The sequence below is a fragment of the Pseudomaricurvus alcaniphilus genome, from assembly GCF_011440395.1.
Classification (GTDB): domain Bacteria; phylum Pseudomonadota; class Gammaproteobacteria; order Pseudomonadales; family Cellvibrionaceae; genus Pseudomaricurvus; species Pseudomaricurvus alcaniphilus.
Genome location: NZ_JAAOIX010000001.1, coordinates 619501 through 641043, shown reverse-complemented (window position 1 = coordinate 641043; position 21543 = coordinate 619501). Strand labels below are relative to the sequence as shown.

The window sequence follows — 21543 nt, the reverse complement described above, 5'->3', positions numbered from 1 at the left end:
GGGACTACTCCTCACGGGACTACCCCTCACGGGACTGCTAAAGTACCGTGGTGGACTGCTCGGCCTGGGCCTGCTCGTTGGCGGTGGCGGGCACCTCGTCCAGCTCATTCATCCGGTCGCGGGAGGAGGCAAACTTGCTCTGCTTGATCTGCTGGTGCCAGGCGATGGTGTTGAAGAAGTTGCGGATATTGCGGACGTAGGAAACCGGCTCGTGACCGCGGGCATAGCCGTGCTTCAAGGTGCTGTAGTACTTGCGCTTGGTGAGCAGGGGTAAATGTTTCTTTACGTCGTCCCAAAGGTTGGGGTCGCCGCCGTGGCGCTGCGTCAATACCCGTGCGTCTTCCAGGTGGCCAAAGCCGATATTGTACGCAGCCAGGGCCATCCATTGGCGGCTCTTGCCCACGATGCTGGCGGGCAGGCGATCGTAGATCTTGCGGTAGTATTTGGCGCCACCGTAAATGCTCTGTTCAGGGTCAATGCGGTTGGTGATCCCCATTTCCGCCGCCGTCGCCTGGGTCAGCATCATCAGGCCACGAACGCCGGTGTAGGACTTGGCGCGTGGGTTCCAGTGTGACTCCTGATAGCTGATTGCCGCCAGCAAGCGCCAGTCGAGATCGTACTTTTCCGCGGCACCCTGCAGGTGCTCCTGCCAGCGTGGCAAGCGGGTCTCCAAGCGCCGGGCGAAGGTAAGGGCGCTGCCGGTATCCATGCTGTTGAGGCGACCGTAGTGCCGATCGTGGATTTGGGCCAGCTTACCTTCGTCCCGGGCCTGGGCGATAAACTCATTGGCGAGGTCGTACAAGCTGTTGTCGGTCGAGCGGGGGAAGGCCCAGGCCAATTGCTGCGGCTCCGAGACATCGAAAGCAACCTGGGCCATGGGGTAGAGCGAGCGGTTCAGTTTATAAGCGTTTGAATCGACGATGGTGATGTCGATGTCGCCGTTGTGCACCATTTCAATCAGTTCGACCATTTCCACATTGGATTGCTCGTGCCAACGCAACTGCGGATGCTCCTTCTGCAGCTGGCGCAGGGTTTCCACGTGGGCGCTGTCGGAGATAACCAGGATGGTCTTGTCGTACAGGTCTGCAATGTCGGCGGGGCGATTAGAGCCGGCCCGGTAAACAAGCTGCTGGGTGACCTCCATATAGGGGGCGGAAAAACGCACTTTTTTGCGGCGCTCTTCGGTTACTGTGAGGCCGGCGGCCCCCAGCTGGCCACGCTCAGTGCCGACTGCGTCGAGCAGGCTGCCCAGGTGCTCCACTTCGGAAATTTTCAGCTCTACGCCGAGGTATTGGGCGAACTCATGGGCCAGGGTGTACTCGTAGCCGTCCAGCCCGTTGGGGCCTTCGTAGTAGGTGGTGGGGCCATTGCGGGACAGAATGGTCAGCTCGCCCTGGGCTAAGACGAGTTCGAGGACGGTGGGGGGTTGGCTGCGGGTGAGCAATAAGACCGCACCGATCACAGATGCAAGCAGGCCCAGCTGCAGGAGCCGTGTGACCTTGTGCCTGGATACTTGCATCCTTTGCTCCGGTGAGGTGGCTGATCGCGAGGGAGGCTGGTAGTAGTTGCCGCCAGATTAACCGCGCCAGTGTTTGCGCTAACCAGGGTTTGATCAGCGGTTCAAAATTTCAGTCGCCCGCCTGTAATAACCTGCAATAAACAGTCGTTCACGGCGACAGAGAAAGCAGCGCTGTTTGGCCCTCCCTTACAGTACAATAATTCACCAATTTTACCCGTTTCAGCCGTTCCCGGATAGCTTGCCAGGGTCGATATTTTGTGGTAGTGCGCGCCAAAATGGGGTGAGTTGAATGGGGTTGCCGCGAGCCGGTCTGCCTCAGCGGGGGTGTTTGACTGCGGATCAGGGCCAGCGGCAGCGCCTCATGACTCTATATAGCTGTAAGCCTTTTCTATATCCAGTACAATGGCGGCCATTTTTCGAGAGGGCGCTTTTCGCCTTCAAATATTCTTGCAAGAAAGAGGTTCTAATCCATTATGCTGACCCTCCGTGGCGCGCCGGCACTGTCTGAATTTGGCTCCGAAAAACTGCTCCGAACCTTACAAAATGTTGACCCGACGGTCACCGCTGTATACGCAGAATATGTGCATTTTGCCGAGCTCGACGGCAAGTTGACCCGTGCCGAGCAGGCACTGCTGAAGCAACTGCTGGTCTACGGCCCCAAGGCCAAAGCGAAAAAGGCCAGCGGCGAGCTGTTTTTGGTGGTGCCGCGGCCGGGAACAATCTCTCCCTGGTCTTCCAAGGCCACCGATATTGCCCGCAACGCTGGCTTGCAAAAGGTGCAGCGGCTGGAGCGTGGCGTTGCCTACTATGTGCAAGGCGGCACGGGTGTTAACAGCGGTGCCGGGCGCCAGCGGCTGGCTGCACAGCTGCACGACCGCATGATCGAAGCGGTGTACAGCGAGCTCGAGGCCGCGGCACAACTGTTTCGCCATGAGCAGCCGCGCCCGCAGACCGATGTCGACATCCTGGCCGGTGGGCGCGACGCCCTGGTGGCGGCCAACACCAGTCTCGGGCTGGCCCTGGCGGAGGATGAAATCGACTATCTGCTGGAAAGCTTCCAGGAGCTCGGCCGCAACCCGGTGGATGTGGAACTGATGATGTTTGCCCAGGCCAACTCGGAGCACTGCCGCCACAAGATTTTCAATGCCAGCTGGACCCTGGACGGTGAAGAACAGCCCCATTCGCTATTTGGCATGATCAAGAACACCTATGAGCAGGGCGGCGACAATGTGTTGTCGGCCTATGCGGACAACGCCTCGGTCATCGCCGGCAGCAAGGCGGGGCGCTTTTACCCCGATCCAATCACCCGCAGTTACGGCTATCAGCAGGAAGACATTCATATCCTGATGAAAGTGGAGACCCACAACCACCCCACCGCCATCGCGCCTTTCCCCGGGGCCGGCACCGGCGCGGGGGGAGAAATTCGCGACGAGGGTGCGGTGGGGCGTGGCTCCAAGCCGAAGGTGGGGCTGACCGGCTTTACCGTCTCCAACTTGCAAATCCCCGACTATATCCAGCCCTGGGAGCAGGACTACGGCAAGCCCGAGCGCATCGTCACACCGCTGGACATAATGATCGAGGGCCCCATCGGCGGCGCTGCCTTTAATAACGAATTTGGCCGCCCCAATATCTGCGGCTATTTCCGCAGCTTTGAAATGGACTTTGATGGCGAGCGCCGCGGCTACCACAAGCCGATTATGCTGGCCGGCGGTTACGGCAATATCAAGGCCGAGCACGTGGCCCAGCACGAGTTTGCTCCCGGTGCCAAACTGGTGGCCCTGGGCGGTCCGGCCATGTTGATCGGTCTCGGTGGTGGTGCGGCCTCGTCCATGACCTCCGGTACCTCCAGTGAAGACCTCGATTTTGCCTCGGTGCAGCGCCAGAACCCGGAAATTGAGCGGCGCTGCCAGGAAGTGATCGACCAGTGCTGGCAGATGGGGGAGCAGAACCCCATTGCCTTTATTCACGATGTGGGCGCCGGTGGTTTCTCCAACGCCTTTCCCGAGCTGGCCAAGGATGGGGGCTGTGGCGCCTATTTTGAGCTGCGCAATATCAATAACGACGAGCCCGGCATGAGCCCGCTGGAAATCTGGTGCAACGAGGCCCAGGAGCGCTATGTGATGGCGATTCAGCCCCAGGATTTGCCCAGGTTCGAGGCCATTTGCCAGCGTGAACGCTGCCCCTATGCGGTGGTCGGCGATGCCACCAGTGACAAGCAGATTGTGCTTAATGACACCCACTTCGATACCCGGCCGGTGGATCTGCCCATGTCGGTGCTGTTCGGTAAACCGCCGAAAATGCATCGCACCGGTGACAAGCGTGAATACCAGACCCAGCCATTTATCACCACGGGGCTGTCACTGTACGACGCCGCCGAGCGGGTCATTCGCCACCCGGCGGTGGCCAGCAAGAGTTTCCTGATCACCATCGGCGATCGCTCGGTCACCGGTCAGGTGGTACGCGACCAGTTTGTCGGCCCCTGGCAGGTGCCGGTGGCGGATTGTGCCGTCACCACCCAGGCCTACGATACCTACGCTGGCGAAGCCATGAGCCTGGGTGAGCGCACGCCGCTGGCCCTGCTCGACGCACCGGCATCGGGCCGGATGGCCATCGGCGAGGCGATTACCAATATCGCCGCCACCCGCATCGGTGCCCTGGCTGACGTCAAGTTGTCGGCCAACTGGATGTGTGCGGCCGGCCACCCGGGTGAGGATGAAAAACTTTATCGCACCGTAGAGGCGGTGGGCATGGAGTTGTGCCCGGAGTTGGGGATTACCATTCCGGTGGGCAAGGATTCCATGTCCATGCGCACTGCCTGGCAGGACGATGGCGAGGACAAGGCGGTCACTGCCCCCTTGTCGCTGGTGATCACCGCCTTCGCACCGGTGCTGGATGTGCGCAAGACGGTTACTCCGCAACTGCGCACTGATAAAGGCTCAACCGACCTGTTGCTGGTTGATCTCGGCCAAGGCAGAAACCGGCTCGGCGGCTCCATTCTGGCCCAGGTTTACCAGCAGATGGGCAATGAGCCGGCTGACCTGGAAAATGCCGGCGCCCTGAAAGGCTTTTTCAACGCCATGCAGGCCTGTTTGCAGGCCGATGAAATACTGGCCTATCACGACCGCAGCGACGGCGGCCTGTTCACCACGGTGGCGGAAATGGCATTTGCCGGTCACTGCGGTGTCGACATCAATATCGACGGGCTTGGCGACGATGCCCTGGCGGTGCTGTTCAATGAGGAGTTGGGTGCAGTCATTCAAACCTCCCGCGCTAACACGGCCGCGGTCACTGAGCGCTTTGCCGCCGAGGGCATCCCGGTATTTCCGCTGGGCTGGCTCAACAGCCACGACACCCTGCGGGTGGAAGCCAACGGCAATGTGATCTTCGAGGAGTCGCGCGGTGAGCTGCAGCGCTTCTGGAGTGAAACCAGTTACCGCATCGCCGCGCTGCGGGACAACGAGGCCTGTGCCAAGGCGGAATTCGAGCAGATTACCCGGGTCAACCCGGGGCTGTCGGTACAGCTGAGCTTCGATCCCAATGAGGATGTGGCCGCACCCTATATCAACACCGGGGTGCGACCGAAATTGGCGGTGCTGCGCGAGCAGGGGGTGAACGGCCACGTGGAAATGGCGGCCGCGTTTGACCGCGCGGGTTTCGAGGCGGTGGATGTGCATATGAGCGACATCTTGCAGGGCCGCACTGGTCTCGACCAGTTTAAAGGGCTGGTTGCCTGTGGCGGTTTCTCCTACGGGGATGTGCTCGGTGCTGGCGAAGGCTGGGCCAAGACCATACTGTTTAACAGCCAGGCGCGGGACGAATTCACTGCCTTCTTCCACCGTGACGACACCTTCAGTCTGGGTGTCTGTAATGGCTGCCAGATGATGTCCAACCTGAAGAGCCTGGTGCCGGGAGCGGAGCACTGGCCGCATTTTGTGCGCAACACGTCCGAGCAGTTTGAAGCGCGTTTCAGCCTGGTGGGCATTGAAGAGTCGCCGTCGGTGCTGTTTAGCGGTATGGCCGGCACGGTTATGCCAGTGGCGGTGGCCCACGGCGAGGGGCGGGCGGAATTTGCCAGCGATGAGGCGCTGGACAGCTGTCATCGCAGCGGCCTCACCAGCATGCGCTATCTGGACAACCACGGTAAATACACCATTGATTACCCGGCCAACCCGAACGGGTCACCCCGGGGTATCACCAGTGTCACCTCCACCGACGGCCGCGCCACCATTATGATGCCGCACCCGGAGCGGGTCTTCCGCGCGGTCAATAACTCCTGGCACCCGGATGAGTGGCAGGAGGACAGCGGCTGGATGCGCATGTTCCGCAATGCGCGGGTGTTTGTGGGCTAGTTGGGTCGCAGCGGTAGAGGCCTGCCGCTGCCCCCAGGAGGGGCCAGGCAGGCGCAGGAGGCCGCTGGCGGTGCCATTGCTGGTAGTTTCTGTGTTAGACTGCCGCGCTTTTACGCAACTGGATGAAAACAATGGCAGACGCATTTACAACCCTTGAACAACAAGCAAGTTACGGCATCGGTCGCCAAATGGGCGATCAGCTGGCCAACGCGCCTTTTGAAGGCTTTACCAAAGAGGCCGCATTGGCGGGTTTTACCGACGCGCTGGGAGGCAAGGATTTCCAGGTGCAGCCAGCCGAAATCAATGCCGCATTCCAGGAAATCCAGGCGCGTATGCAGGCGGCTGAAGCGGGCAAGGCCGAGGCTATGTCGGCTGAAGGCCAGGCGTTCCTGGCGGAAAACGCCAAGCGTGACGAAGTCACTGTGACCGAATCCGGTTTGCAATTTGAAGTATTGGTAGAAGGCACTGGTGCCAAGCCCAGCGCCAGTTCTACTGTGCGAACTCACTACCACGGCACCCTGATTGACGGCACTGTGTTTGACAGTTCTGTCGAGCGCGGCCAGCCAGCCGAATTCCCGGTCAACGGCGTGATCGCCGGCTGGACTGAAGCCCTGCAAATGATGCCTGTTGGCTCCAAGTGGAAGCTGGCCATCCCCCACGATCTCGCCTACGGCGAGCGCGGCGCCGGCGGTGCCATCGCTCCTTACACCACGCTGGTGTTTGAAGTCGAGCTGCTGGATATCCTCTAGGCAGCCAGGGTAGTGGCTGGTATACGGTTCTTTAGCGGCTTGCTGAATGTACACTTTATACAAGGCACTACCCATGTCACTGCAGCTGGCCGCCCGGCTGGCTGCAGCGCGTTAATAAGCTGCGGGCTGATTGATGCGCTTGCGCCGCCTGTGAGCCGTCGCCTCCGCCCTTAATTAATTGCGGGCCGGATTACTCTCCTCTTATTAGTTTTCTTTTTTCCCCACCTTAATCCGTCTACTCCTGCAGGGTGCTGCTGCAGCCGCAAAAGCCTGTTCAAGACCTGATTCCTCCTGGTTTATTTGCCGATCAGCCGACCCTTAAAGGGAAAGCGGCGTCAATAATTTGGAATTACCCGCCTTGAACTGGCAAATGTTGCTCTAGGCGCCAAAATTTTCTCGCAAATGTGGCGCGAATTTGATTATATAGCCTGATAAAAAGCGCTGGTTGCCGGAAAAGCTGTACTTGTTCCCGTTTACTGTGAGTGGGCTATTTGTATTTCGGTGTCGAGCTCGTCTACTTTACGGATACTGACGCCACCGGTGTCGGGGTATCGACGATATATGAATACAGCGGACGTAATAAAATACATCGGCTTCACCCTTGTTGCGACCGTCGTGTATGTGGCCGTTGCCATGGTCGGTACCAGTTTCGCCATCCCTCCGGGTAACGTGACACCCTATTATCCAGCGGCCGGGCTGGCGTTCGGGGCCTTCCTGTGGTGTGGGAAAAAGGTGATTCCGGCCCTGTTTCTCGGCGGTTTCCTTGGCAATCTGCTAGCTATTACACCCAACGAGTTCGATGCCAGTGTGGTTGCGGCGACGCTGGCGATCGGCGCGGGTGAGGTGCTCGCCAGTGTCATTGCCGCAGCGGCGCTGCGGCGCTATTGCAAAGTGAGTGAAGTGCTCGATGCCCCGCGGAATGTGTTGGCGCTGTTTCTGGTGGCTATGTGCTGGCTGGTCAGCCCGTCAGTTGGGGTCACTGCCCTGGCGCAACAAGGGTTGTTGCCGTGGCCGCAGTATGGTTATGCCTGGTTGACCTGGTGGCTGGGCGATGCCATCGGGGTCATGCTGGTTACGCCCCTGTTGCTAACTCTGCGCAATTACGGCTGGCGCAAATTTCGGGGCCTGCCCCCCGGAGAGGTAGTGCTGTCGCTGTGTCTCTACTCTGCGCTGGTGATTGGTTTGAGTCTCTCACCCTGGCCCATAGCCTTTCTGTTGTTGCCGGCGACCATGGTGATGGTCCTTAAATACGAAGTGGCCGGTGCGGCACTCGCCAGTTTGACCAGTGCTCTGCTGTTGTTGGGGGCGGTGTTGGCCGGAGGTAGCCTCTACCAACACTATGAGTTCAATGAAAGGTTGCTGTTGCTGCAGCTGTTGGTGGGGGTGAATACGTTTACCGCCTATTTTCTTGCGGCCCATGAAAACACTATTAAGAACCTGCTGGCCCGGGTCAGCCAGGTGCGGCGCGAGTCGGAAATGGATTTATTGACCGGTCTGTTAAACCGCCGCGGCTTTGATCACTACTCCCGCCAGATGCTGCAGCAGGCGCGGCAAAATGATCGCGGAGTAAGCCTGATCATGATGGACCTGGATAACTTCAAGAGCATCAACGACGAGTTTGGGCACGATACCGGTGATCAGGTGTTGCAGGGGTTTGCCCGTATCCTGCAGCAAGCGGTGCGCACCGGCGACCTGGCGGCGCGTATTGGGGGTGAGGAGTTTGTGCTGCTGCTGTCAACCAGCAATACCAGTGAGCTGGAAAAGGTAACCCGGCGTCTGCAGCAGGCAACCCGCGAGCTGAAGTTCACCAATATCTCGCGCAACTTCACCCTGACCTTCAGTGGCGGGGTGGTTGTCAGCGCCGGAGCCGCAGATCTGGAGCAGTTACTGCAGGCTGCGGATCGACGGCTTTATATCGCCAAGCGGGCCGGTAAAAACCAGTTTGTCTGGCCCTGAGGCCAGTTGCTGTTGCCGCGGCCGCTACAGCGGCGGCCAGCGCGGGTAGCTGTACCCTGGGCGAATCTAATCCCGGTCTTTTTTCTTGACCGGCGCCGGTGCGAAACCGTCACCCCACTTGGCGGCTGCGCTTGTTAATGGTTTGGCGCTGGGCTGGCGGCGCTTGCCGACATTTTTGGCGTCGCGCTGGCGCTTCTTCACTTTGGCGCCGGTTTCAGGCTTGTCTTTGCCTTTGCCAGTGGTGCGCTTGGTGGTGGAGGCGCGCTTGCCGGACGACTTGAGCTTTTCAGGCCCCTTAAACCGGGCTTCGAGACCCGGCACCTTGATCTTTTCAAATTTCAGGCCCAGTTCGCGCTCAAAGCGCGCCATGCGGTCCCAGTCCTGGCTGGTGATAAAGGAAATGGCCTTGCCTTCTTCCCCGGCCCGGCCGGTGCGGCCGGTGCGGTGGATAAAGTCCTCGCTGTTGCGCGCCAGGTCGTAATTGATCACCAGGTCTACACCCTGCACATCGAGGCCGCGAGCGGCCAGGTCGGTGGCCACCAGGGTGCTTATGCGCCCGCGCCGGAGCCGATTCATCTCCTCGTTGCGGCTGTCCTGGTCCATATCGCCGTGCAGAATGCCGGTATTGACATCCATGTACTTGAGCCAGCCGGCCAGCTTGTTGGCCTGGGTCTTGGTGTTGGTGAAAATGATGACCTTGCGCTGCAGGTCCGGTTGCAGCAACTTGAGCAACAGCTTGTTCTTGTGCTTGTCGTCGTCGGACAACACCATTTGCTGCCGGATCAGGGCGCTGCTCTGCCTGGCGCTGGAGAGCGAGATGACCTGAGGCGATCGCAGCAGGCCGCTAAACTGGCGGCTGTTGGCAAACTTGTCGCTGTCCAGGGTGGCGGAGAACAGCAGGGTTTGCCGGGCCGGGCTGCAGCTGTTGGCGATGGCGGTGACATCTTCCATAAAGCCCATATCGAGCATACGGTCGGCTTCATCCAGTACCAGCACTTCCAGGTCGGAAAAGTCGGGAATGCCTTTGTCCAGGTGCTCTTTCAGGCGCCCCGGGGTCGCCACCAGGATTTCCGGGTTCTTGCGAAAAACAGCCTTCTGGTATTTGAAATCGTGGCCGCCGGTAATGGCGTTTACCTGCAGGTGGGTAAACGCGGCCAATTGCTTGCAGTGCTTCACCACCTGTCGGCAGAGTTCCCGGGTGGGGGTCAATATCAGTGCCCGGGTTCCACTTTTCGGCGCGTCGGCCTGCAGCAGTTTGTGCAGTATCGGCAGTACAAAAGCCGCGGTCTTGCCGGTGCCGGTCTCCGACATGGCAGCGATGTCTTCGCCGCTGAGGGCCACGGGAATGGCCGCCTGCTGGATGTCGGTTGGCTGCTGGTATTGCAGTGCCTCGGCCGCTTTTAGCAGGCGCTCGTGCAGCCCCAGCTGGGCAAAGGTAGGCACTGCGGCAGGGCTGCCTTCCGGCACCGGGTTTTGTGGATCAGACATTGGCTCTACTCGCTGAACAGTTGAATGGCAAAACCGGTCTTGAGGGCTTCGCGAAGCCCCTTGTCGGCCGCCTGGATGCGTGGATCCTGGCATTTCTCCGGGGTCAGCCACTGTCGCTTTTCAATTTCCACATCGCGAAACCCCTCGCGCATCACCAGCAGCTTGCACAGGGCTTCGGCCCCGAACAGGTCCAGGAAGTTGATATAAACGATAAAAGGGGCGCTCTGGCCAACCGCTATGCCTTCGTGGGCACGGGTGGCGGTGGCGGATGCGGAAAAGACGTACATCAGCAGGGACTCAAATGACAAAAGGGCGGATTAGGCATGATTCTAACCCAAACTGCAACGCTTCTGTTATTTCGCTCATGCGCGCGGCCGGGCCGGCAGGGCCCGGGTTTCTGCCGGCGATGTCCGGCCGGGCATTGTTTATGAATCCCTGTGGCACTAAAATCACGGCCATTGCGCAGTTGGCCAATATTTGTGGTGCACTGTCTTATTAATAGCCGTTGGAGAGAAGAATGAACCCAAATATCGTCGAAGTTACTCGGGAAAACGCGCAGCAGGTGCTGATTGACGAGTCCATGAAGCGCCTTGTGCTGGTCGATTTTTGGGCCGACTGGTGTGAGCCCTGCAAGACCCTGATGCCACTGCTGGAAAAGCTGGCCGATGAATACGCCGGCCAGTTTCTGTTGGCCAAGGTCAACGCCGATGAGCTGCAGCCCATCGCCAGCCAATTCGGGGTGCGCAGCCTGCCCACCGTGATGATCATGCAAAACGGCCAGCCCGTGGACGGCTTTGCCGGGGCCAAGCCGGAGCTGGAAATTCGCGAGCTGTTGCAAAAGTACCTGCCCGATCCCTGGGAAGCCCTGATCGAGCAAGCCAACGAATATATGCAGCAGGATAACTTCAACGCCGCGCTGCCGCTGTTGTTGCAGGCCTACCAGGAGTCCGGTGAAAAGCCTTCCATCGGCGTCGGCCTGGCCCAGGTGTACCTGCACCTCAATCGCTGTGACGAGGCCGAGGCGCTGCTGGCCAAAGTGAAAATGGTCGACCAGGATGCCGCCTACGAGCAGGCCATGGCGCAACTGAAATTGAAGCGGGAAGCGGCCTCTTCACCGGAGCTGCGCGCCCTGGAAGAGCAGCACGCCAGCAACCCCGATGATGCCGAGATCGCCTACCAGCTGGCCATCCAGTACAGCCAGAACCAGAAAGTACGCGAGGCGCTGGAGCTGCTGATCGCCATTTTGCGGAAAAACCTCAACTTTGCCGACGGCAACGCCAAGAAGACCTACCTGGAAATCATCGCCAGCCTCGGCAAGGGCGACCCGCTGGCGGTGGAGTACCAGCGCAAGATATACACGCTCCTGTATTAATCAGCGCCATTAACCAGCGTTCATCCAAAAACGCTGCGTCATGTAATCCCCGCGCAGGCGGGGATCCAGTAAGTGCTTGAAATCTTTGGGTTTCCGAATGCCGGGAGCAGCCTGTTGCCCCTCTGCAGCCTGTCCGGCAGCCCCGGAAAGCGGCTTCGCCAGGGCCCACCTGCGGCGGTGACAACGGCTGTTGCCGCATCCATTTCATTTTTCGCTGCACAGACTGCACCAAAGCTGGCATAATCCGACCCCCAAAATATTCCCGGTGGCGCGCGTTCGGTCAACAACCTCGCTCCGGCAGTTCTGAAATACAGGGAGCAGAGATATGCAACCGCAGGTAAAACCCAACAATCCAAACTTTTCCTCCGGCCCGTGCAGCAAGCGTCCAGGTTACGACCTCGGCGCGCTGGATGTCCGCACGCTGGGGCGGTCGCACCGATCCGCGTTGGGCAAGGCGGCGCTGCAGCAGGCCTGCGAGCAAACCGCTGCGATCCTCGGCTTGCCGGCCGGCTACCGGGTGGGCGTAGTGCCCGCATCTGACACCGGCGCCGTGGAAATGGCGCTGTGGTCCATGCTGGGGCCGCGTCCGGTGGATGTGATGCACTGGGAATCCTTCGGTTCCGGCTGGTACACCGACATCACCAAGCAGTTGAAGCTGGATAATGTGCGCTCCCTGACCGCCGATTACGGCCAGCTGCCGGACCTGGACGCAGTCGACTTCAGCCACGACGTGGTGTTTACCTGGAACGGCACCACCTCCGGGGTCAAGGTTCCCAATGGTGACTGGATTGCCGACGACCGCGAAGGCCTGACCATTTGCGATGCCACCTCGGCGGTGTTCGCCATGGAACTGCCCTGGGAAAAGCTCGATGTAATTACCTTCTCCTGGCAGAAAGTGCTGGGCGGGGAGGGTGCCCACGGGATGTTGATCCTCAGCCCGCGCGCCGTTGAGCGCCTGGAAAACTACACCCCGCCCTGGCCGCTGCCGAAGATCTTCCGCATGACCAAGGGCGGCAAGCTGATGGAGGATATCTTCCAGGGCGCGACCATCAACACCCCGTCCATGCTCTGTGTGGCCGATTACCTGGATGCCCTCAACTGGGTGGAATCCATTGGTGGGGTGGCGGCGACCATTCGCAAGTCCGAAGAGAATCTCGCGGTGCTGGAAGAGTTTGTCGCCAGCCACGATTGGCTGGAATTCCTGGCCGCCGATGAGTCCCAGCGTTCCAACACCAGTATTTGCCTGACGGTTGCTGCCAGCAGTGCCCAGGTCAAGCAAATGGTCAAGTTGCTGGACAAGGAGCAGGTCGCCTTTGATATCGGCGCCTACCGGGATGCGCCGGACGGGTTGCGCATCTGGGGCGGTGCAACGGTGGAAAAGGCGGACATTGAAGCGCTGCTGCCCTGGCTGGAGTGGGCTTATAAAGAAGTGACCGCAGCCTGATTGAGACCAGCGGGGTCATCCGGCCCCGGCAGCTCAACTGGCCCCGGCAACTCAACTGGCCCCGGCAACTTGGCCCGGGAAAGGACAGAAAAGGACAAGACCCGATATGTTTAAAATCAAAACCTATAACGCGATATCCAGCAAAGGCCTGAACCGCTTTTCCCGCGAGCAATACGAAGTGGCGAGTGAAATCTCTACGCCTGACGCCATCCTGCTGCGCAGCCACAAGCTGCACGGTGAAGCCATTGCCCCTTCCCTGAAGGCGGTTGCTCGCGCCGGTGCCGGAGTCAACAATATTCCGGTGGATGACTACACCCGGGCTGGAGTGGTGGTGTTCAATACCCCTGGCGCCAACGCCAATGCGGTGAAAGAGCTGGTGTTGGCAGGTTTGCTGTTGAGCTCCCGGGATATTTGCGGGGGCATTAACTATGTCCAGACCCTCACCGAAATGACCGATGCCGCCGAAATGGGCAAGCTGCTGGAAGCCCAGAAAAAGCAATTTGCCGGCAACGAACTCTACGGCCGTACCCTCGGTGTGGTAGGGCTTGGGGCGATTGGCTCCATGGTGGCGGAAATGGCCCTGGCCCTGGGTATGAACGTGGTGGGTTACGACCCAGCGCTGTCAGTGGAAGCCGCCTGGCGCCTGCCCAGCCAGGTTGAGCGCATGGAAAACCTGCAATCGCTGTTGGGACGCTCGGACTACATCACCATGCATGTTCCCGCCATCGAGCCCACTCGGCATATGATCAACGCCGATACCCTGAAGTCAGTGAAGCGGGGCGCGGTGCTGGTGAACTTCGCGCGCGAGGCTATCGTTGACGCGGCGGCAGTGGTGGACTCTCTCAATGACGGTCAACTGCAGATGTACGTGTGCGACTTTCCCGAGCCCTGCCTGCTTGGTCGCGGCGACGTGATTGCCATGCCGCACATCGGCGCCAGTACCGAAGAGGCCGAGGAAAACTGCGCGGTTATGGCCGCCGACCAGCTGATGGATTACCTGGAAAACGGCAATATCAAGAACTCGGTCAACTTCCCGATCATTAATTTGCCGCGGGCGGAAGGGTTCCGTATCACCTTCTGCAACGACAATGTGTCCGGGGTGCTGGGTCACGTGCTGTCGGTGTTTACCGACAACGATATCAATGTGCTGGATATGCTCAATAAAAGCCGTGGTGATATCGCCTACAACATTCTCGATGTGGAGCAACTGCCCACGGACGAGGTGATCGAGGCAATACGCAAGGTCGACCATGTTATCGGCGTGCGGGTGCTCAGCTAGGGCCCTGCACCCCGGCGACGCTGGGAACTGAAGCAAATAAAAACGGCTGCCAGGGGCGGCCGTTTTTGTTTTATGATCGCGATGGCAGAATTGGACACTAGCGTTTTAATGGTCGAGGCTGGCGGGTGAGTGCCGCCACGGCCGTAACTGTGGCAGAAACTGCCGGGGGTGCTGTAACTATGTACAAACTCTGTTTCTATGTGCCGGAGTCACACCTGGCGCCGGTGAAAGACGCCCTGTTTGCCGCGGGCGCGGGGCGTATCGGCGCCTATGACAGCTGCTGCTGGCAAACCCTCGGCCAGGGGCAGTTCCGCCCGCTGGCGGGCAGCCAGCCCTACCTGGGCCAGCAGGGCCAGGTGGAGACGGTGGCAGAGTACAAGGTCGAGCTGGTGGTGGACGAGCCATTGATTGGCGCTGTGGTTGGCGCCCTGAAAAGTGCCCATCCCTACGAAGAGCCGGCCTACGATGTGGTGAAGCTGGAGGATATCTGAAAACCGGATGCCTGAACGGCTGCCGGTTTTGGGCGGTGGTCAGCCGATAGGGGGCTTGCTGCGCGCTATGGTCTCACTGCGAATCGGGAAGGCCTGCCGGGGGCGATCGGCGAAGTAGTAGCGCAGGGTTTTGTGCATCACCGGAAACGCCAGTTGATCCCAGGGTACCTGGTCTTCCGTGAACAGGTCCACCTCCAGTGATTCGATGCCCGGGGCGAAATTCAGGTTCGCCAGCTCACCGCGAAACAGCATATACACCTGGTTGATATGGGGCAGGCTGAACAGGGTGTACAAACCGTGCAGGTGAATTTCGGCGCGGGCTTCTTCCCAGCTTTCACGCAGCGCTCCCTGCTCAGTGCTTTCACCGTTTTCCATAAAGCCGGCGGGCAGGGTCCAGAGGCCGTAGCGCGGTTCTATAGCCCGCTTGCACAGCAATACCTTGTCTTCATAGGTGGGCAGGCAGCCGGCAATAATGCGCGGGTTCTGGTAATGTATGGTTTCGCACTCGGCGCAGACGTGGCGCTCGCGATCATCGCCAGCGGGCACCTGCAGGGAGACTTTGGAACCACAATTACTGCAAAATTTCATCAACTAAGCTCCTTTCGCTCAACTGGCAATTATAAGTCAGTCGGCGATCGAAGAGGATATTATTTGCCTGTTGGCGGGTCTGTTTCGGCCCTATCAGATTGACCAGAGGCAGGTTGACCAGGGGCAGGGTGTTGAGGGTTAGGTTGGCTGGGGCGAAGTTGATCTGCTGTAGATTGACCGGGGCCCGGTTGATCCGGGCCCGATACTCCGGGCGGAAACGCAAGGATTGTGGCTGACGGAGCTGACGGGGCCGGCGGCTCGGCAGGTTCGCTGGTATTGGCCTGGCCGCCCAGCTGATTGAGTAACGCCTGCAGTTCGCTGTAGGAGTCGAGCATTAACTGTGACAACTCGATGCAGGCCCCCAGTGCGCTGGTGTGCAGTTCGCGCCGGGCGTCAATGGTAAATTGCAGGCCCCGCAGGCGCTGGCGCAGCTCGCGGGGGGCGTTGTCGATAATGCTTTGCACCTGGGCGCGGCGATACGCCTCCAGCGCATCCGGGTCACTGCTGGCCAGGGCCAGCAGTTCATCCACGGTTTTTGGCGCTTTTGTCGGTGTCGACCTGTTCTTCATGCTGCTGGGTCCCGCTGCTGGGGCGTGTCAGGCAGGCGCGGTGGCGCGAAAATCAAATAAAGCTTTGTGTGCCAGCCGGCCTGAGGTCAGTCTATTGAATCAGCGGGCTAATGCCTAGGTGCTGATTTATATCAATAGGTGATTAAACAGTTGCCGTTGCAGTAACGTCAGTGAGTGTTAGCGAGGTAAAATGAAGGCGGGATAATTTGGCTGTTTTGACGGTCTGAGTCCGGCAAGCGTTTAAAGAGAAATAAAGAGGCTCAATGTTAGAACAATTACGCAGGTATCTGGAGACCTCGCCCTATAAGCCACCAACCTCCGGGCTGGCGCAGAATCATGCGGCCGTGCTGATTGCCATCACCGATAACCCGCACGATCCATCGGTGATATTGACCCGGCGTGCGGACTCCCTCAGCAGTCACAGCGGCGAGGTGGCGCTGCCCGGCGGCAAGTGGGAGGAGCAGGATCCGAACCTGGAATATACCGCACTGCGCGAAACCCACGAGGAGATCGGGGTGGCGCCGGATCTGGTGGAAGTGCTGGGAGTCTTGCCACCTTTCCATACCTATCGCGGAGTGAGCGTCACCCCCTTTGTGGGTGTGGTCCCTGAGGGGTTGGTCTACGTGCCTAATTACGCCGAGCTGGACGCCATTTTCCACGTCCCGCTGAGCTTTTTTATTGCCGACCAGCGCATTCGCACCGACCGCTTCAATCGCGATATAGGTCATCGCTGGTCGCCCGCCTACGAATACGAGGGGTACGAGATCTGGGGGTTTACCGCACGGCTGCTGGTCAACTTTATTTCATCAGCGCTGGATGTGGACATAGGCCCGGAAAATCCGGCGCCAGTGAAACACTGGAACGCGGTATAGAAAGCGCTGCGGGAGCTGGAATACGGTGCAGGAATTGGTCTGTGCGGGTCGGCCCTGTTACAATGCCCCGCTTGGGCGCCAGGCGCATAGCGGCGCTAGCTGCGGCTAGCTGGAAATGGCTGCTAAAAATGGCCACTATAAAATGACCTCTAGCAAGGTCGCGATGGTGGCAGATTGCCGTAACAAATGACCGGGAAGTTTGCAGCGAGAACTTTACAGCGAGAACAATGACGACAGATTATCAAACCACTCAAGCTACTCAAGCCGCGGAAGAAAAACCGCTGAAATCCCCCTGTGTGTCCATCTGTGCCCTGGATGAAGAGGATGTCTGTGTCGGCTGTTTTCGCACCGCGGCGGAAATCACCCACTGGCGCAGTTACGACAACACAGAGCGGCGCGCAGTGCTGGCCCTGGCCAGGGAGCGCGCCAGCAAGGTCAATCCATTTTTTTGAGTCGGGGCAGCTGCTCGCCCGTTACTGGGCCTGGCTCCACGCCACCTGCTTGACCCGGGCACACTCAATCATCTTGTCGGACAGCTCCACAGTTTCAAAGCGATAGCGCTCGATCTGGAAGCCGATATTGCCGGCGGGTATATTCTCCATAAACTCGATCATCAGGCCGTTCAGCGTCTTCGGGCCGTCGGTGGGTAAATCCCAGCCCAGCTGGCGGTTGATGTCGCGAATCGAGGTGCCGCCCTCGATCAGGAACCATTCGTTCTCCATCGGCGAAATTTCGTTTTCTTCCTCTTCGGCGAGGTTGGTGGTGAAATCACCGACGATCTCCTCCAGCAGGTCTTCCATGGTGACGATGCCCTGCACGTCGCCAAATTCGTCCACCACAATGGCCATGCGGCGCTTCTGTTGCTGGAACTGCATCAATTGGGTGTGCAGCGGCGTGCCCTCGGGGACGAAGTAGGGTTCACGGGTAAAGCGGCGAATGGCGTCGTGACTGACGGAGTCGTCCTTGCCGTAAATAAAGCGCGAGGCGTTGCGCAGGTGCAAGACGCCGACAATATTGTTGATGTCGCCGCTATAGACCGGCAGGCGGGTGTAATCGGAGCTGCGAATGCGCTTCAGCAGGGTGCCGATGTCGTCCTCCAGGTCCAGCCCGTAGACTTCATTGCGGGGGATCATGATGTCTTCGACGGTGGCTTTCTCCAGGTCGAGCACGTTCAGCAGCATGCCCTGGTGCTGGTCGGGGATCAGGTCGCCGTGTTCGTCCACCACGGTGCGCAGCTCTTCCGGGCGCAGGTGCTCGGTAATGCTGGTCTTGGAGGGGTCAACCCCGAGCATGCGGGCCAGGGCATTGGAGATGGAATTCACCACCCAGACCAATGGGTAAAACAGGAACAGCAGCGGTTTAAGCAGGATGCTGGCCGGGAAGGCGATTTTTTCCGGGTGCAGGGCGGCAATGGTTTTCGGGGTCACCTCGGAGAAAATAAGCACCACCAGGGTGAGAATGATACTGGCGGCAAACACGGCGCCCTCGCCGTAGAGGCGGATGGCGATCACCGTGGTGAGTGCGGCGGCAAAGTTGTTGACCAGGTTGTTGCCAATCAGGATCACGCCGATCAGTCGATCCGGCCGTTCCAGCAAGTCGGCGGCGCGCATCGCACCCCTGTGCTTCTTTTTGGCAAGGTGTTTGAGTCGGTACCGGTTTAACGACATCATGCCCGTTTCAGAGCTGGAGAAAAAACCGGATAAAAGAATGAGAACGGCCAAAATCCCGAAAAGGAGGCCCAGATGAGCGTCGTTCAATGAGGGTGGAACCCGTATTATCGATAAGGGGTCGTAGTGTGTCCCAGAATGGTGAGGGGTGCAATAGTTTATTGCCCGCCGCCCGGGCGGGCTGGGTCGCAGGGCCGAATCAGGGCACCTGCAGCAGGATCTCCAGCACAAACTTACTGCCAAAATAGGCCAGCAGTAAAATGATAAAGCCGCCCACCGCCCAGCGCACCGCGGTTTTGCCGCGCCAGCCGAGGCGGTAGTGTCCCAGCAGCAGGGTGGAATAGATGACCCAGGCGAAGATCGACAGCAGGGTCTTGTGCACCAGGTGCTGGGCGAACAGGTCTTCCAGGAACAGGAAGCCGGTGACGATGGCCAGGGTCAGCAGGATTTGCCCCACCCACAGCAATTCGAAAAACAGCGCTTCCATGGTCTGCAGGGGCGGCAGCAGGCGAATAATAATGGCCGGGTGTTTGTGCTTCAGCTGGTAATCCTGGTAGGACAGCACCAGCGCTTGCAGAGTGGCAATAATCAGGAAGCTGTAGGCGAAGATGGACAGCATGATGTGAATGCTGAGGCTGGTGTCCAGCGGAATGGCGGTGACGGTGTCGCTGCTGAACATGGCCATCAGGATAAATATGGACGACAGGGGAAACAAAAACACAAACAGGGTGTGCAGAGGTTTGCGCAGGCCACTGGCCAGAATCAGGGTGTTAATCACCCAGAAGATCAGCGAGCCCACTTTAAAGATGCCCAGGTCGAGCCCCTGCGGGTGGTGCAGGATCTTGATGCCACCAACGGCGTGCAGTATCAGGGTGACCGCGGTGAAGCCCAGCAGCCAGCCGTTCCTGGTGGTGCGGGTGTAGAAGGTCCGGTAGATCAGGAAGACCGCCCCGACCGCGTAGAAGATGGCGGCGGCGAGATTGATGGCGAGAACAGTGTCGTCAGTCATAGTGCATTAGCAGTAGCAATCCGTTGATTAGAGAAAGATAAGGTTGGCAAAAGTCCATGTTAGCGAAAGTGTGTTGGCGGCGGAAGTTTGTCACAGAGAGGCGGCGATTAACAGAGAGTGGGCGCACAACAACATCTATAACAGCACCTGTACCAACTGACAGTATTGATCCTTGCTTGTTGCGGGGTGTCAGTGCAGGGCGGAAATTGGTTATACTTGCGGTTTTCCACTCGAACCGCCAACCATCAGTTGTAATTAGCCATGTTTGATAACCTACAAGATCGTTTACAGCGCAGTATGAAGCGGGTGACCGGCAAGAGCCGGCTCACCGATGACAATATCAAGGATACCTTGCGCGAAGTTCGCAAAGCCCTGCTGGAGGCCGACGTTGCGCTGCCTGTGGTCAAGGACTTTATCGAAAGTGTGCGCAAGCGCGCGGTGGGTCAGGAGGTGTCCCGCGCCCTCAATCCCGGTCAGCAATTTATCAAGATCGTCGAGAGCGAACTGGTTGCGGTCATGGGCCAGGCCAATGAGTCGCTCAACCTGGCCACCAAGCCGCCGGCGGTAATATTGCTGGCGGGCTTGCAGGGTGCCGGTAAAACCACTTCGGTGGCGAAACTGGCGCGCTACCTGAAGGAGCGAGAGAAGAAGAAGGTGGTGGTGGTGTCGGCGGATATCTACCGCCCGGCGGCCATCAAGCAGCTGGAAACCCTGGCGGGTGAAGTCGGGGTCGACTTTTTCCCGTCCAATACTGAACAAAAGCCGGTGGATATCGCCAACGGCGCCATCATGCACGCGCGCAAGCACTACGCCGATGTGGTGATTGTGGATACCGCCGGTCGCCTGCACATCGACGAAACCCTGATGGGGGAAATCAAAACCTTGCACGCGGCGATCGATCCGGTGGAAACCCTGTTCGTGATCGACTCCATGATCGGCCAGGATGCGGTCAACACCGCCAAGGCCTTTGATCAGGCGCTGCCCCTGACCGGGGTGATCCTCACCAAGACCGACGGCGACGCCCGCGGCGGTGCCGCCCTGTCGGTGCGCCATGTCACCGGCAAGCCGATCAAATTCCTCGGTGTGGGCGAGAAGTCCGACGCGCTGGAGCCGTTCCACCCCGACCGGCTGGCGTCGCGCATTCTCGGTATGGGCGATGTGCTGTCGCTGATCGAGGAAGCGGAACGCAAGATCGACAAGCAGAAAGCTGAAAAGCTGGTGAAAAAGGTGGTCAAGGGCAAGAAATTTGACCTCAACGACCTCAAGGACCAGCTGCAGCAGATGCAGAATATGGGCGGCATGACCTCAATGCTGGAAAAACTGCCCGGCATGGGCAATATCGCCCAGCTCGCCGAACAGGCCAATATGACCAACCAGTTCAAGGTCATGGAGGTGATTATCGACTCCATGACCCCGGCCGAACGCTCCAACCCGGATATCCTCAACGGCTCGCGCAAGCGCCGTATTACCAATGGTTCCGGTACCAATGTCCAGGATCTCAATCGCCTGCTCAAGCAGCACAAGCAAATGGCGAAGATGATGAAGAAGATGAAGGGCGACGGTATGGCCAAGATGATGCGCGGCCTGGGAGGCATGATGGGCGGCGGCGGTGGCGGTGGTATGCCGCCCGGTGGTTTCCCCGGTGGCGGCCTGCCGCCGGGCTTTAAATAACCTCTGCTAATTAAGGCTATACAAGGCTGGGGGTTTCCCTTAAAATACCGCGCCTTTCGTGGGCTGAATCTGTGGCTGCGGCACCCTTGGGGTGCATCAAGCGTCTGCCAGGGGCGGCCCGCGCGAATTAACAAGTATTTGAGTGTGCAATGCCGCGAGGCATAGCACGAAAGTTATTTAACTGAGCATATATTGCACAGAAAAACAGGAAGTAGACTTACATGGTAAGCATTCGTCTTTCTCGCGGCGGTTCCAAGAAGCGTCCTTTCTATCACGTAACCGTAACTGACAGCCGCAGCTCTCGTGATGGTCGTTACATTGAGCGTGTTGGTTTTTTCAACCCGATTGCCCGTGGTGGTGAAGAGCGCCTGCGCATTGACGCCGAGCGTATCGACTTCTGGGTAAAGCAGGGCGCCAAGTGCTCCGACCGCGTTGCCAAGTTGTTGGACGAGCAGCAGAAAGCCGCCAAAGCCGCAGCCTGATTGCAGCGGCTGGCTGAAGCCAGTCTCGCACCGGCATC

At 59.1% G+C, this 21543-nt stretch carries 18 protein-coding genes; 11 read left to right on the top strand and 7 right to left on the bottom strand.

What is annotated here, in order from left to right:
- Positions 1 to 37 precede the first annotated feature (37 nt).
- Positions 38 to 1519 (bottom strand): membrane-bound lytic murein transglycosylase MltF, encoded by a 1482-nt coding sequence (mltF, locus tag G8764_RS02810; RefSeq protein WP_166161635.1) that lies wholly within the window; start codon positions 1517 to 1519, stop codon positions 38 to 40.
- Positions 1520 to 1992: 473 nt separating this feature from the next.
- On the opposite strand from mltF, the gene purL reads away from it, so the two are divergent.
- The 3 genes from purL to G8764_RS02795 all read left to right on the top strand — a co-directional run bounded on the left by purL (position 1993) and on the right by G8764_RS02795 (position 8573).
- Positions 1993 to 5868 (top strand): phosphoribosylformylglycinamidine synthase, encoded by a 3876-nt coding sequence (gene purL, locus G8764_RS02805; protein ID WP_166161633.1) that lies wholly within the window; start codon positions 1993 to 1995, stop codon positions 5866 to 5868.
- A gap of 131 nt (positions 5869 to 5999) precedes the next feature.
- On the top strand, positions 6000 to 6617 hold the full coding sequence (bamJ, locus tag G8764_RS02800; protein WP_166161631.1) for a BamJ family beta-barrel-assembly machinery protein: 618 nt from the start codon (positions 6000 to 6002) through the stop codon (positions 6615 to 6617).
- Positions 6618 to 7178: 561 nt separating this feature from the next.
- A complete protein-coding gene (locus G8764_RS02795; protein WP_166161629.1) occupies positions 7179 to 8573 on the top strand; it encodes a GGDEF domain-containing protein in 1395 nt (464 codons plus the stop codon).
- A 66-nt stretch (positions 8574 to 8639) separates the two neighbouring features.
- Here G8764_RS02795 and G8764_RS02790 read toward each other — a convergent pair whose 3' ends face one another.
- Complete coding sequence (locus G8764_RS02790) at positions 8640 to 10061, bottom strand: DEAD/DEAH box helicase (protein WP_166161627.1); 1422 nt, start codon at positions 10059 to 10061, stop codon at positions 8640 to 8642.
- A 5-nt stretch (positions 10062 to 10066) separates the two neighbouring features.
- Entirely contained in the window at positions 10067 to 10369 is a 303-nt protein-coding gene (locus tag G8764_RS02785; protein WP_243748531.1) for a hypothetical protein, read from the bottom strand.
- A 209-nt stretch (positions 10370 to 10578) separates the two neighbouring features.
- Here G8764_RS02785 and trxA point away from each other — a divergent pair, with 209 nt between their 5' ends.
- The 4 genes from trxA to G8764_RS02765 all read left to right on the top strand — a co-directional run bounded on the left by trxA (position 10579) and on the right by G8764_RS02765 (position 14647).
- Entirely contained in the window at positions 10579 to 11433 is an 855-nt protein-coding gene (gene trxA, locus G8764_RS02780) for a thioredoxin (protein ID WP_166161625.1), read from the top strand.
- Between the two features lie 325 nt (positions 11434 to 11758).
- Positions 11759 to 12877 (top strand): phosphoserine transaminase, encoded by a 1119-nt coding sequence (locus tag G8764_RS02775; protein WP_166161623.1) that lies wholly within the window; start codon positions 11759 to 11761, stop codon positions 12875 to 12877.
- Positions 12878 to 12983: 106 nt separating this feature from the next.
- Entirely contained in the window at positions 12984 to 14156 is a 1173-nt protein-coding gene (locus G8764_RS02770) for a phosphoglycerate dehydrogenase (RefSeq protein ID WP_166161621.1), read from the top strand.
- Positions 14157 to 14335: 179 nt separating this feature from the next.
- On the top strand, positions 14336 to 14647 hold the full coding sequence (locus tag G8764_RS02765) for a YqfO family protein (RefSeq protein ID WP_166161619.1): 312 nt from the start codon (positions 14336 to 14338) through the stop codon (positions 14645 to 14647).
- Between the two features lie 39 nt (positions 14648 to 14686).
- Here the strand turns inward: G8764_RS02765 and G8764_RS02760 are convergent, their stop codons facing one another.
- Together G8764_RS02760 and G8764_RS02755 are read right to left on the bottom strand one after the other, a co-directional pair.
- Positions 14687 to 15235 (bottom strand): NUDIX hydrolase, encoded by a 549-nt coding sequence (locus G8764_RS02760; protein ID WP_166161617.1) that lies wholly within the window; start codon positions 15233 to 15235, stop codon positions 14687 to 14689.
- Between the two features lie 59 nt (positions 15236 to 15294).
- Positions 15295 to 15804 carry a DUF3135 domain-containing protein gene (locus G8764_RS02755; RefSeq protein WP_166161615.1) on the bottom strand — a complete coding sequence of 170 codons (510 nt, stop codon included), beginning with the start codon at positions 15802 to 15804 and terminating at the stop codon, positions 15295 to 15297.
- 263 nt (positions 15805 to 16067) lie between these two features.
- Here G8764_RS02755 and G8764_RS02750 point away from each other — a divergent pair, with 263 nt between their 5' ends.
- Together G8764_RS02750 and G8764_RS02745 are read left to right on the top strand one after the other, a co-directional pair.
- The gene (locus tag G8764_RS02750; protein ID WP_166161613.1) at positions 16068 to 16676 is read left to right on the top strand and encodes a CoA pyrophosphatase; all 609 of its coding nucleotides are present in this window, start codon (positions 16068 to 16070) and stop codon (positions 16674 to 16676) included.
- Positions 16677 to 16903: 227 nt separating this feature from the next.
- Positions 16904 to 17128 (top strand): DUF1289 domain-containing protein, encoded by a 225-nt coding sequence (locus G8764_RS02745; RefSeq protein WP_166161611.1) that lies wholly within the window; start codon positions 16904 to 16906, stop codon positions 17126 to 17128.
- Between the two features lie 21 nt (positions 17129 to 17149).
- Here G8764_RS02745 and G8764_RS02740 read toward each other — a convergent pair whose 3' ends face one another.
- A complete protein-coding gene (locus G8764_RS02740) occupies positions 17150 to 18433 on the bottom strand; it encodes an HlyC/CorC family transporter (protein WP_166161609.1) in 1284 nt (427 codons plus the stop codon).
- 109 nt (positions 18434 to 18542) lie between these two features.
- Positions 18543 to 19352 (bottom strand): cytochrome C assembly family protein, encoded by an 810-nt coding sequence (locus tag G8764_RS02735; protein ID WP_166161607.1) that lies wholly within the window; start codon positions 19350 to 19352, stop codon positions 18543 to 18545.
- A gap of 261 nt (positions 19353 to 19613) precedes the next feature.
- Between G8764_RS02735 and ffh the strand changes: the two genes are divergently transcribed.
- Entirely contained in the window at positions 19614 to 21023 is a 1410-nt protein-coding gene (gene ffh, locus G8764_RS02730) for a signal recognition particle protein (protein WP_166161605.1), read from the top strand.
- A gap of 221 nt (positions 21024 to 21244) precedes the next feature.
- Positions 21245 to 21505: a 30S ribosomal protein S16 gene (gene rpsP / locus G8764_RS02725; protein ID WP_166161603.1), complete on the top strand. Its 261-nt coding sequence runs from the start codon at positions 21245 to 21247 to the stop codon at positions 21503 to 21505.
- The last annotated feature ends 38 nt before the right edge of the window (positions 21506 to 21543 follow it).